Annotated in this window: 13 protein-coding genes; 7 read left to right on the forward strand and 6 right to left on the reverse strand. The window is 71.1% G+C overall.

Going from position 1 to position 11,955, the window contains the following annotated elements; translation table 11 throughout:
- Window positions 1-80: 80 nt before the first annotated feature.
- The 5 genes from ABZ854_RS03590 to cseC all read left to right on the forward strand — a co-directional run bounded on the left by ABZ854_RS03590 (window position 81) and on the right by cseC (window position 4,554).
- The gene (locus tag ABZ854_RS03590; protein ID WP_361203604.1) at window positions 81-956 is read left to right on the forward strand and encodes an A/G-specific adenine glycosylase; all 876 of its coding nucleotides are present in this window, start codon (window positions 81-83) and stop codon (window positions 954-956) included.
- Window positions 957-1,227: 271 nt separating this feature from the next.
- On the forward strand, window positions 1,228-1,767 hold the full coding sequence (locus ABZ854_RS03595; protein ID WP_361203607.1) for a SigE family RNA polymerase sigma factor: 540 nt from the start codon (window positions 1,228-1,230) through the stop codon (window positions 1,765-1,767).
- Window positions 1,755-2,411 (forward strand): hypothetical protein, encoded by a 657-nt coding sequence (locus ABZ854_RS03600; protein WP_361203610.1) that lies wholly within the window; start codon window positions 1,755-1,757, stop codon window positions 2,409-2,411. The genes ABZ854_RS03595 and ABZ854_RS03600 overlap by 13 nt, the downstream gene beginning before the upstream one ends.
- A gap of 77 nt (window positions 2,412-2,488) precedes the next feature.
- Complete coding sequence (gene cseB, locus ABZ854_RS03605; RefSeq protein ID WP_361203613.1) at window positions 2,489-3,193, forward strand: two-component system response regulator CseB; 705 nt, start codon at window positions 2,489-2,491, stop codon at window positions 3,191-3,193.
- A gap of 11 nt (window positions 3,194-3,204) precedes the next feature.
- Window positions 3,205-4,554, forward strand: a complete 1,350-nt coding sequence (gene cseC / locus ABZ854_RS03610; RefSeq protein WP_361203616.1) for a two-component system sensor histidine kinase CseC — start codon at window positions 3,205-3,207, stop codon at window positions 4,552-4,554.
- 35 nt (window positions 4,555-4,589) lie between these two features.
- On the opposite strand, the gene ABZ854_RS03615 is transcribed toward cseC, so the two are convergent.
- The 3 genes from ABZ854_RS03615 to ABZ854_RS03625 all read right to left on the reverse strand — a co-directional run bounded on the left by ABZ854_RS03615 (window position 4,590) and on the right by ABZ854_RS03625 (window position 7,307).
- Window positions 4,590-5,033, reverse strand: coding sequence for a VOC family protein (locus ABZ854_RS03615; RefSeq protein WP_361203619.1), 444 nt, complete (start codon window positions 5,031-5,033; stop codon window positions 4,590-4,592).
- Window positions 5,030-5,536, reverse strand: a complete 507-nt coding sequence (locus tag ABZ854_RS03620; RefSeq protein WP_361203621.1) for a helix-turn-helix transcriptional regulator — start codon at window positions 5,534-5,536, stop codon at window positions 5,030-5,032. The genes ABZ854_RS03615 and ABZ854_RS03620 overlap by 4 nt, the downstream gene beginning before the upstream one ends.
- 157 nt (window positions 5,537-5,693) lie before the next feature.
- The gene (locus ABZ854_RS03625) at window positions 5,694-7,307 is read right to left on the reverse strand and encodes an MDR family MFS transporter (RefSeq protein ID WP_361203623.1); all 1,614 of its coding nucleotides are present in this window, start codon (window positions 7,305-7,307) and stop codon (window positions 5,694-5,696) included.
- A 125-nt stretch (window positions 7,308-7,432) separates the two neighbouring features.
- Here ABZ854_RS03625 and ABZ854_RS03630 point away from each other — a divergent pair, with 125 nt between their 5' ends.
- The gene (locus ABZ854_RS03630; RefSeq protein ID WP_361203626.1) at window positions 7,433-8,032 is read left to right on the forward strand and encodes a helix-turn-helix domain-containing protein; all 600 of its coding nucleotides are present in this window, start codon (window positions 7,433-7,435) and stop codon (window positions 8,030-8,032) included.
- Window positions 8,033-8,120: 88 nt separating this feature from the next.
- Here the strand turns inward: ABZ854_RS03630 and ABZ854_RS03635 are convergent, their stop codons facing one another.
- The gene (locus ABZ854_RS03635; protein ID WP_361203629.1) at window positions 8,121-8,669 is read right to left on the reverse strand and encodes a M23 family metallopeptidase; all 549 of its coding nucleotides are present in this window, start codon (window positions 8,667-8,669) and stop codon (window positions 8,121-8,123) included.
- A 684-nt stretch (window positions 8,670-9,353) separates the two neighbouring features.
- On the opposite strand from ABZ854_RS03635, the gene ABZ854_RS03640 reads away from it, so the two are divergent.
- Window positions 9,354-10,013: an HAD family acid phosphatase gene (locus ABZ854_RS03640; protein WP_361203632.1), complete on the forward strand. Its 660-nt coding sequence runs from the start codon at window positions 9,354-9,356 to the stop codon at window positions 10,011-10,013.
- Window positions 10,014-10,083: 70 nt separating this feature from the next.
- Here the strand turns inward: ABZ854_RS03640 and ABZ854_RS03645 are convergent, their stop codons facing one another.
- Window positions 10,084-10,770: an ABC transporter ATP-binding protein gene (locus tag ABZ854_RS03645; protein WP_361203635.1), complete on the reverse strand. Its 687-nt coding sequence runs from the start codon at window positions 10,768-10,770 to the stop codon at window positions 10,084-10,086.
- Window positions 10,767-11,858: an ABC transporter permease gene (locus tag ABZ854_RS03650; RefSeq protein WP_361204316.1), complete on the reverse strand. Its 1,092-nt coding sequence runs from the start codon at window positions 11,856-11,858 to the stop codon at window positions 10,767-10,769. Before ABZ854_RS03650 ends, ABZ854_RS03645 begins: the two co-directional genes overlap by 4 nt.
- Window positions 11,859-11,955 lie beyond the last annotated feature (97 nt).

An 11,955-nucleotide genomic window follows, 5' to 3' on the forward strand; every position in this document is an offset into this window, starting at 1 on the left:
GCCCCGAGCTCACCTCAACACGCTCCGTGTCGGTGCCGTCGCCGCCGATGGCCGCCGAGGCGTGGCAGGATCGGAGGGCCATGACTGAGAAGCTCCACGCTCCCGTGATCGCCTGGTTCGACGCCCACGCCCGCGACCTCCCCTGGCGCCGCCAGGAGGCGGGGCCGTGGGGTGTGATGGTCAGCGAGTTCATGCTCCAGCAGACCCCCGTCAATCGGGTGCAGCCCGTGTACGAGCAGTGGCTGGCCCGCTGGCCGCGCCCCGCCGACCTCGCCGCGGAGGCGCCCGGCGAGGCCGTCCGCGCCTGGGGCCGGCTCGGCTATCCGCGCCGCGCGCTGCGGCTGCACGGGGCGGCGGCCGCCATAACGGAGCGGCACGGCGGGGACGTGCCGACGGACCACGCGCAACTGCTGGCACTGCCCGGGATCGGTGAGTACACGGCCGCGGCGGTGGCCTCGTTCGCGTACGGGCAGCGGCATCCGGTGCTGGACACCAATGTGCGCCGGGTGTTCGCGCGGGCGGTGACGGGCGTGCAGTACCCGCCGAACGCGACGACGGCGGCCGAGCGCCGGCTCGCGCGCGAACTGCTGCCCCGGGACGAGACGACGGCCGCGCGCTGGGCGGCCGCCTCGATGGAGCTGGGCGCGCTGGTGTGCACGGCGAAGAACGAGGGCTGCCAGCGCTGCCCGATCGCCGCGCAGTGCGCGTGGCGGCTCGCGGGCAAGCCGGAGCACGAGGGGCCGCCGAGGCGCGGGCAGACGTACGCCGGTACGGACCGGCAGGTGCGCGGCAAGCTGCTGGCGGTGCTGCGGGAGGCGCACGCGCCGGTGCGGCAGGCGGCGCTGGACCGGGCGTGGCACGAGCCGGTGCAGCGCGCACGGGCGCTCGACGGGCTCGTCGCGGACGGTCTGGTGGAGCCGCTGCCGGGCGGTCTGTATCGGCTGCCGCTGACCTGACGCACAGCCAAGTCACAGTGCGGGAGCCTCTGTTACGGCGCCCTGTACGCGACAAAGCCGTACAAATACGGACATTGACGCCAGCCGCCTTACCCCGTTCCTACTTCCGTTACACAACCGACGGACAGCCGATTGCTGGCCGCAGGCTGCTCCGCACAGCCCCGTGACAACCGCTCCGTAACTTCTCTTCCGTGCCCCGCGGACCACGGGGACGCAAGAGAACGGTGCTTCGGGCACGAGACGGAAAAACGGGGAACGGAGGCGGTCGATCATGGCGCAGGGCGAGGTGCTTGAGTTCGAGGAGTACGTCCGCACGCGGCAGGACGCGCTGCTGCGCAGTGCGCGCCGGCTGGTGCCGGACCCCGTCGACGCCCAGGACCTGCTCCAGACGGCGCTCGTGCGGACGTACGGCCGCTGGGAGGGCATCGCCGACAAGCGGCTCGCGGACGCCTATCTGCGCCGGGTCATGATCAACACGCGGACCGAGTGGTGGCGGGCGCGCAAGCTGGAGGAAGTGCCCACCGAGCAGCTGCCGGACGCCTCCGTGGAGGACTCCACCGAGCAGCACGCCGACCGGGCCCTGCTGATGGACATCATGAAGGTGCTCGCTCCGAAGCAGCGCAGTGTCGTGGTGCTGCGACACTGGGAGCAGATGTCCACTGAGGAAACGGCCGCGGCCCTCGGCATGTCGGCCGGTACGGTCAAGAGCACGCTGCACCGGGCGCTCGCCCGGCTCCGTGAGGAGCTTCAGGCCCGCGATCTGGACGCACGCGCGCTGGAGCGTGAGGAGCGGGAGCGTTGCGCGGCCTGACCGGGGCCGGGCCCGGCCGGGCCCGCGGCAGCACCCAGGCGGTGATCACGGCGGGGGCCGTGCTCGCCGCCGTCGTGCCGTTCGCCGCCGCGTGCGGCACGGGCGGTACCGGCGCCCGGGACGAGGGCCCGGCGCACGCCTCGGCGGTGGCGGGCGCGGTCGCCTCGCCGTCGCCCAGCCCCTCGGACACCTACCGGCGGGTGGACGCGGTCGCGCTGATCAAGAGGGACCCCGAGGTGTCCCCGGCGGTCAAACGGGAGCTGAAGCCGTGCAGCGGCGAGGACTACCCGGTCGACGTGGCCTACGGGGACCTGACCGGCGGCGCCGTGGACGATGTCGTCGTCAACGTGCTGACCTGTGGTGACGCGGTCGGCATCGGCTCGTACGTGTACCGGGACGTCCGGGGCTCGTACAAGAATGTCTTCAAGGCGGAGGAGTCCCCGGTCTACGCCGAGATCGACAAGGGCGACCTGAGCGTGACGAAGCAGGTGTACGAGAAGGGCGACCCGGTGTCGAGCCCGTCCGGTGAGAACGTGATCACCTACAGCTGGAGCGCTGGCCGGTTCGCCCAGGAACACTTCCACCACAACGAGTACGGCAACGCCACCGGCGGGCAGCCGACGCCCGTACCGGACGACAACTGACCGCGGAAGAACGCGGAAAGCAGAACAACGCGGTACGACGCGAACAACGCAGAAGAACGAGGACTGAGAGCACCGGGATGGCAGACCAGACCCACGTCCTGTTCGTCGAGGACGACGACGTCATCCGCGAGGCCACCCAGCTCGCCCTGGAGCGGGACGGCTTCGCGGTCACCGCCATGCCCGACGGGCTGTCCGGCCTGGAGGCGTTCCGGGCGAACCGCCCCGACATCGCCCTGCTGGACGTGATGGTGCCCGGCCTGGACGGCGTCAGCCTGTGCCGCCGGATCCGGGACGAGTCGACCGTGCCGGTGATCATGCTGTCAGCGCGTGCGGACTCCATCGACGTCGTGCTCGGCCTGGAGGCGGGCGCCGACGACTACGTGACCAAACCGTTCGACGGCGCCGTCCTGGTCGCCCGGATCCGCGCGGTGCTGCGCCGCTTCGGGCACGCGGGCGGAGCCGCGCAGACCGAGGAGTCCGACACGGCGGTCACCGGCGGCACGCTGACCTTCGGCGACCTGGAGATCGACACCGAGGGCATGGAGGTGCGCCGGGCGGGCCGGCCGGTGGCGCTCACGCCGACCGAGATGCGGCTGCTGCTGGAGTTCTCCTCGGCGCCGGGCACCGTGCTCTCCCGCGACAAGCTGCTGGAACGCGTGTGGGACTACGGCTGGGGCGGGGACACCCGGGTCGTCGACGTGCACGTGCAGCGGCTGCGGCAGAAGATCGGCCAGGACCGGATCGAGACGGTCCGCGGTTTCGGCTACAAGTTGAAGGCCTGAGCGGGGCGGGGATGCGGGGTCTCATTCGGCGCCCCGTGCGGCGCATGGAGCAGGCGGGTCTGCGCACCGGGCTCCGGTGGAAGCTCAGCGCGGCGATCGCGCTCGTCGCCGGGCTGGTGGCGATAGCGCTCAGCCTGGTGGTGCACAACGCCGCCCGGGTCTCCATGCTGGACAACGCGCGCGACCTCGCCGACCAGCGGGTACAGATCGCGCAGCGCAACTACGAGCTGTCCGGGCGGCCCAATTTCCCCGCCATCAAGATCGACGACCCGGACCTGCCGGATCCGCTGCGCGCCAAGGCGCTGGACGGCCGCCGGGCCAGCTTCGTCTCCGACCACCACGGGGTCCCGGACATCTGGGCGGCCGTACCGGTCAAGGACGGGCACGTGCTGTCCCTGCACAGCCACTTCCCCGACCGCAGCACCGACGTCATGAAGGACCTCGACCAGGCGCTGGTCATCGGCTCCATCGCGGTCGTGCTCGGCGGCAGTGCGCTGGGCGTGCTGATAGGGGGTCAGCTGTCGCGGCGGCTGCGCAAGGCGGCGGCCGCGGCGAACCAGGTCGCCAAGGGCGAGACCGACGTGCGCGTGCGGGAGGCCATCGGCGGGGTCGTACGGGACGAGACCGACGATCTCGCGCGCGCGGTGGACGCCATGGCGGACGCGCTGCGGCAGCGGCTGGACGCCGAGCGGCGGGTCACCGCCGACATCGCGCACGAGCTGCGCACCCCGGTGACCGGTCTGCTGACGGCGGCCGAGCTGCTGCCGCCCGGCCGGCCCACCGAGCTGGTCCTGGACCGCGCCCAGGCGATGCGCACCCTCGTGGAGGACGTGCTGGAGGTCGCCCGGCTCGACGGGGCGTCCGAGCGGGCCGAACTGCAGGACATCGTGCTCGGCGAGTTCGTCGCGCGGCGCGTGGCGGCCAAGGACCCGGCCGTCGCCGTACGGGTGGTGCACGAGTCGATGGTGACGACGGACCCGCGCCGGCTGGAGCGCGTGCTGTTCAACCTGCTCGCCAACGCCGCCCGGCACGGCAGGCCGCCGATCGAGGTGACCGTCGAGGGCCGGGTCATCCGGGTCCGCGACCACGGCCCCGGCTTCCCCGAGGAACTCCTCGCCGACGGCCCGAGCCGCTTCCGCACGGGCAGCGCGGACCGCGCGGGCCAGGGCCACGGGCTGGGCCTGACCATCGCCGCCGGTCAGGCCCGCGTGCTGGGCGCCCGGCTGACCTTCCGCAACGTACGCCCCGCCGGCGCCCCGGCGCACATCCCCGCCGAGGGCGCGGTGGCGGTCCTGTGGCTGCCGGAACACGCCCCCACCAGCACGGGGAGCTATCCGCTCCTGCCGGAGCAGACAGTCTGAGCGACCCGGTCACCGGGCGGGGCCGCCGGGACCGGTCAGGCCCAGTCCTTGTCCAGGTCCAGGTCGCCTTGGCGGCGCTGGGTGAAGGAGAACCAGTTGCCCGAGTCGTCGCGGAACAGGGCCTCGGTGCCGTACGGACGCTCCTGGGGCTCTTGGAGGAACTCCACGCCGCGGTCCTTGAGCTTCTTGTAGTCGCCGTGGATGTCGTCGGTGGCCAGCACACCGGCGCCGAGCGCGCCCTTGGCGACGAGCTTCCGCATCATCTCGGCGGACTCCGCGTCCATCGCGGGCGGACCGGGCACCATGAGGGTCAGCTCGACGTCGGGCTGGCCGGGCGCACCGACGGTGAGCCAGCGCATGCCGCCGTCCCCCATGGTCATGTCGGTACGGACGTCCAGGCCGAGCTTCTCGGTGTAGAACTCCTTGGCCCGGTCCTGGTCGAGGACCCATACGGTGGTGATGGCGAGTCCCTTGATCATGGTTCTGTACCCCTGTCGGCGGTGTTCTTCGGTGAGGTGGATTCCCGTTCCTCACCGTAGGCACGGCCGGTGCCGGGGCGCTTCTCGGATGTTGCGGTGCCGGGGTTTCGCGGGGTCCGGAAGCCGCCGGCCCAGAGCATGGCGTAGCAGCCGGGTATGAGGGCGGCGCCACGGCCCACGTGCCGGGCGCGGTACTCGCTCGGCGTCAGACCGGTGCGGTCCTTGAAGCGGGCGGAGAAGGTGCCGAGGCTGCTGAAGCCGACCAGCGCGCAGATCTCGGTCACGGTGAGGTCGGCGCAGCGCAGCATCTCCTGGGCGCGCTCGATCCGCCGGTGGATCAAGTACTGGCCGGGGGTCTCGCCGTACACCTCCTTAAAGGCGCGCAGGAAGTCGTAGCGCGAGTACCCGGCGTGCGCGGCCACCGCGTCCAGGTCGAGCCCGGGATCGGCCCACTCCCGGTCCATGGCGTCCTTCGCCAGCCGCAACTGCCGCAACTTGCCCATACGGCCGATGGTGACACGCGCCACTGACAGCGGCCCGGCACGGCGAAGCCCCGGGGGCGCTGCGGGGTGGCGGGCACGGCGAAGCCCCCCGGGGCGGACACCTGCCGGGGGGCTTCGGTTCAGGGAGGGATGCCGGCCAGAAGGGCCGGCATCCGTCTCAGACCGCGTCGATGACGGGCGCCGGGGCCGCCGCCTCCGCGCCGTCGGCGCCTTCGGCACCGTCCTTCGAGGGCTTCGGCGGGCCGCTGCGCAGCGGCACCTCCTTGACGAAGAACGCGGCGATCAGGACCGGCACCGCGACCGCGGCGCCCAGCACGAACGCCGAGTGCGTGCCGGCGGAGACCGCGTGCTGGTACGCGTCCCGCAGCAGCGGCGGCAGCTTGGCCAGGCTCTTGGCGTCCAGCGCGGCGGACTTCTCCGTCATGTGCTTGCCCATCTCACCGCCGCGCTCGGCCATGACGTGCTGCACGCGGTTGTTGAAGAGGGCGCCCATGATGGCGACACCGAAGGAGGAGCCGAGCGTACGGAGCAGGGTCGTGGAGGAGGACGCCACACCCATGTCCTTCAGCTCTACGCTGTTCTGCGCCACCAGCATGGTGATCTGCATCAGGCAGCCCATGCCGAGGCCCAGGACGGCCATGTAGATGCCCGAGGTCAGCCGGGTGGTGCCGGTGTCCATGAGCGAGAGCAGGTACAGCCCGACGATCATCAGGGCGCCGCCGACGATCGGGAAGATTTTGTAGCGGCCGCTGTTGGTGGTGACCCGGCCGGCGATCATCGACGTGACGAGCATCGCGCCGAGCATCGGCAGGAGCAGCAGGCCGGAGTTGGTCGCGGAGGCGCCCTGCACGGACTGCTGGTAGAGCGGCAGGTAGAGGGTCGCGCCGAACATCACGAAGCCGGTGATGAAGCCGATGACCGACATCAGGGTGAAGTTGCGGCTGCGGAACATGTGCAGCGGGACCACCGGCTCGGCGGCCCTGGTCTGCCAGAACACGAACCCGACCAGCGTGGCGACGCCGATGCCGATCAGCTCCATGATGCGGGCGGACGTCCAGGCGTACTGCGTGCCGCCCCAGGTGGTGACCAGCACGATCGAGGTGATGCCGACGGTCAGCAGGGCGACGCCCAGGTAGTCGATGCGGGCCTTCGCGCGCTTCCTGGGCAGGTGCAGCACGGCGGTGACCAGCGCCAGGGCGACGACGCCCAGCGGCAGGTTGATGTAGAAGGACCAACGCCAGCCCCAGTTGTCGGTGATGGTGCCGCCGACGAGCGGGCCGCCGATCATCGCGAGCGCCATGACGCCGGCCATCATGCCGGTGTACTTGCCGCGCTCCCGCGGGGGTATCAGGTCGCCGATGATGGCCATGACGCCGACCATCAGGCCGCCGGCGCCCAGACCCTGGATCGCGCGGAAGCCGATCAGCTGACCCATGTCCTGGGCCATACCGCTCAACGCCGACCCGATCAGGAAGATCACGATCGAGGTGAGGAACGCGCCCTTGCGGCCGTACATGTCGCCGACCTTGCCCCAGATCGGGGTGGAGGCCGCGGTGGCCAGGGTGTACCCGGTGACCACCCAGGACAGGTGTTCCAGGCCGCCCAGCTCACCGACGATCGTCGGCATCGCCGTACCCACGATCATGTTGTCCAGCATCGCGAGCATCATCGCGATCATGAGTGCGAGGAGGACCACCCGCACGCTCTTCGGCTGCTTCTCCGGCCGCTCCGGCGTGGCCGCCTCGGCCGGTGCCGTCTGTGTGTCCGCCATCGTCTTCCCATTCCCCCTGGCGACCGGTACTTACTTGCCGCCCGGCTAGTTCACTACACTGGAAGGTAGCCTTGCCACTAGCCGGGCGTCAAGTAAGTTTTTGCGGGACCGCGAGGAGTACGAGGATGGGCGTCACCATGGACGGCACCAAGCAGCAGCGCCGCGGCAACACCCGCCAGCGCATCCAGGACGTCGCGCTCGAACTCTTCGCCGAGCAGGGCTACGAGAAGACCTCACTGCGCGAGATCGCCGAGCGGCTCGACGTGACGAAGGCGGCCTTGTACTACCACTTCAAGACCAAGGAAGAGATCATCGTCAGCCTCTTCGAGGACCTGACGCAGCCGATCGAGGAACTGATCGAGTGGGGCCGCCGGCAGCCGCACACGCTGGAGACCAAGCAGGAGATCGTACGGCGCTACAGCCGGGCGCTCGCGGGCGCGGAACCCCTGTTCCGGTTCATGCAGGAGAACCAGGCGACGGTCCGGGAACTGCGCATCGGCGACACCTTCAAGGACCGCATGCGCGGCCTGCGGGACATCATCATCGACCCGGAGGCGGAACTGACCGACCAGGTCCGCTGCATCAGTGCGCTGTTCACGCTGCACGCCGGCATGTTCGTGATGCAGGACCTGGAGGGCGACACGGACAAGAAGCGGGCCGCGGTGCTCGAAGTGGCCGTGGACATGGTCACCCAGGCCCACGAGGGTGCCCGCAGGGCGGGGTGAAATCGCCCTGGACGGGCCGTCGTTCATCTGACGGCCCGTCGTGGCTGGTCGCGCAGTTCCCCGCGCCCCTTCGGGGCACGAGTGCCCCTCAGACCTTGACGCCGTGCGCCTTCAGGAAGACCACCGGGTTCACGGCGGAGCCATAGTTCGGCGTCGTACGGATCTCGAAGTGCAGGTGCGGACCGGTCGTGTTGCCGGTGTTCCCGGAACGGGCTATGTGCTGGCCGGTCTTGACGACCTGGCCGACCTTGACGTCGATCCGGGACAGGTGGGCGTACTGCGAGTACAGGTGACCGCCGTGCTTGATGACGATCGCGTTGCCGTAGGCCGGGCCGTCACCGCCGCCGTTGGGGCCGGCCTTGACGACGGTGCCACCGTGCGCGGCGACGACGTTCGTGCCGATCGGCACGGCGAAGTCCTGGCCGCTGTGCTTGTGCATCCAGTGGCTGCCGCCCTGGTTGAAGGTGGCGGTCAGGGTGTAGTGCTGCACCGGGTCCACCCAGGACGCGGCGGACGGAGCAGCGCTCGCGACACCGGCCCCCAGCACGGCCGTGGCGCCGACTCCGGCGGCCAGGACGGCCACGCGGTTGCGGAGCGAGGACGTACGGGTGGAACGGGACGTGACGCGCTTGAACATGGAGACCTCGTGGGCTCGGGGACGGGGATCCGCCCGGCGCGTCGGATGAGCGCCGCAGCGGCCCGTCTTTGGTAACCCGCCGCCCCGCATCGCCTCAAACAGCCGCTCTACGGCATCACGTAGTAGATGAGCGCAAAACCACTCACTTCTTGACAGATGCCCCGAAGGCCCGCCAGCAAGGACGATGACGTCGCCTTTCGGTTCGGGAGCCTTGAAACGTACATCCCGATTTGTCCGAATTAAGGATGGATTCGCCGCCCACTATTCCGCCTAGTACGAGAGATATGTCCTGTGCGGCATGTCACCGGGACCCAAGATCCACGGACCCCGGAATGTGACCGGCGCTACGCTGACCTCGCGCGCGCGCTCGCGCTGCGGCTGTACATGTTCGTGACTCCACCCACGCGAACCCACACCTCGGCACCCTCAGCCCTGTTCGCCAGGATTCCGCGGAACCGTCCCTCCGGGGCGCACGCCCGTACCGGCTGCCGCTGGAGCCCGTCCTCACCCGGGCGACCCGCGTGGTGTGACGCACGTCTCTGTGCGACTACCGCTCTGTACGACTACCTATCAGTAACCCTACGGTTCCTTTCGCGCCACCCTCACCACTGATCATGCCCCTGGCAGCACAACGGTCAGGAAAATCCCGGCAGTTCAGCACCCGGACGTGAGAGGACCCCCACGATGAGCAGACGCCCCTGGGCGCACCGGATCTCCGTCACCGCCGTCTCCGCGGCCGTTTCCACGGCCGCGCTGGCCGTGGTTGCCGTCCCCGCCCACGCGGCGGACGCGGCCAGTACGACGGCTCCGGCGAACGGCACCACCGCCACGGCCTCGGCCACCGCCGCCAAGGTCGACTACGGCACCTGGCAGAGGGACTGCCAGACCGTCATGGACCAGGCGCTGCCCTACCTCAAGGCGCGGATCGCCGACGCCCGGCCGGGCGAGAAGCAGGCCATCGTCTTCGACATCGACAACACCACGCTCCAGACCGACCTCGGCTTCAGCGTCCCGCAGGCCGCCAACAAGCCCGTGCTGAACGTCGCCCAGTACGCCCAGGCGCACGGCGTCTCCCTGTTCTTCGTCACCGCCCGCCCGGGCATCATCGAGGAACCCACGGAGTGGAACCTGGAGTACGACGGCTACCGGGTGTCCGGCCTCTACGTCCGCGGCTTCCTCGACCTCTTCAAGGACGTCGCCGCCTACAAGACCGCCCAGCGCGCCGACATCGAGAGCCACGGCTACACGATCATCGCGAACATCGGCAACAGCGCCACCGACCTCAGCGGCGGCCACGCCGAGAAGACGTTCAAACTGCCTGACTACGACGGCCAGTTGTCCTGAGCCGGGTGCGATGACCGCCTCACCCCAGCCGGCCGGGGGTGGGGCGGACCCGACCTGGCCTCTTGGCGGTTCACACCTGCGCTGCGTCCGCCGTGCTCAGCCGCCCGTCGCGCACCTCGGCGATCCGGTCGACGGCCGTGAGATGGGTGCGGTCGTGCGTGACCAGGACGGTCGCGGTGGCCCGTTGGCGGGTCAGGCGGGTGAGGAGGCCGACGACGGCGGCGCCGCGCTCGTGATCGAGGGCGCTGGTGGGCTCGTCGACCAGCAGCACCGTCGGGTCGTTCATCAGGGCGCGGGCGATGTTGACGCGCTGGCGCTGGCCGCCGGAGAGCTGGTGCGGCCGCCGCCCGGCCTGCCCGGCCAGGCCCACGGCGTCGAGCAGGTCCATGGCCCGCTCCCGCGCCGCGCGCGCCCTGCGGCCGTCGATGCGGGCCATGACCTGGAGTTGCTCCACGGCGGTCAGGGACGGCAGCAGGTTGGGCTGCTGGAAGACGATCCCGATCCGGTGGCGGCGCAGACCGGCGAGTTCCGCGCGGCTCAGCCCGGCGGTGGCCGTGCCGTCGACGACCACCGTGCCCCGGTCGGGGGTGATCAGGGTCGCGGCCACCGCGAGCAGGCTGGACTTGCCCGAGCCGGACGGGCCGACGACCGCGGTCAGGCCGCCCTTGGGCACCTCCAGGGTGACCCGGTCCAGGGCGGTCAGGCGGGAGTCGCCGTCGGGGTAGGTCAGCGTGACGTCGGACAGGCGCAGGCTCATCGGGCGCTCCCCAGGGCGGTCAGCGGGTCGACGGAGGTGATCCGGCGGACGGACAGCCCGGCGCCGAGCGCGCCGAGCGCGATCATCACGGCGGCCGGGACCAGGACGGTCGCCGGGGTGAGCAGGAACGGCACGGCCGACCCGGAGAGCAGGGCGCCCACGCCGGCGGCGATGCCGGTGCCGATCAGCGTGCCGCCGGTCAGCAGGACGACGGCCTGGCCGAGCGCGTCCTTCAGGAGGCTCGCGGTGGAGGCGCCCAGCGCCTTGAGGACGGCGATGTCTCCGCTGCGCTGGATGGTCCACACGGTGAAGAAGGCGCCGATGACGAGCGCCGAGATCGCGAACAGGAAGCCGCGCATGAGCTGCAGGGAGCCGTTCTCGGAGGTGTAGGAGCCGATCGCGGACAGAGAGTCGTCCTTCGGCACCGTCTTCGTGCCGGCCGCCTCGTCCAGGGCCCGCACGTCGGCGCCGGGGGCGGTGTCCAGCGCGATGACGGTGGCCGTCGGCCCGTCGTCGGCACGGCCGCCCGGCGGTGCCGCCCGCTGCCAGGTGTCGAGGCCGACCCAGACCACCGGGGTGTGGCTGAAGGAGGCGTCACCGCGTACGGCTCCGACCGTCAGCCGCTGACCGCCGAGGGTGAAGGTGTCGCCCGCCGAGACGCCGAGGTCGTCGGCGGCGGGCGTCGACAGCACCGCCGTACGGGCGTCGAGCCGGCCGCTGTCCGGGGCCAGCGTGGAACCGGGGCGGACCCCGAAGGCGGAGACCCCGCTGCTGCGGTGGCCCGCGGTGGCCTTCGTGGTGGTGATGCCCAGCGGCTCCGCGCGGCGCACGCCCGGCGCGTCCGCCCACCGCCGCCACTGCTTCTCGGTGACGGTGGAGTTCGCGTACGACAGCTTCTCCCCCGCGCCCGGCGCGCCGAACGCGATCCGGTCCACGGGCAGGGACGTGACCGCGGAGACGTTCTGCCGGCCGAGACCGGCGGTCAGCCCGGACAGCAGCCCCACCAGCAGCGTGATCAGCACGATGACGGCGCCCATCAGGGCGAAGCGCCCCTTGGCGAACCTCAGGTCTCTCCAGGCGACGAACACGGCCTCGGCCTGCCCTCTCATGGCGGGGAAACGGTATGCCGACAGCCTCGCCGGGGACCCCCCGCCCGGACATCTGGCCCAGGGGAGCACTTCGCTT

The organism is Streptomyces sp. NPDC047028, from assembly GCF_040644095.1.
Lineage (GTDB): Bacteria > Actinomycetota > Actinomycetes > Streptomycetales > Streptomycetaceae > Streptomyces.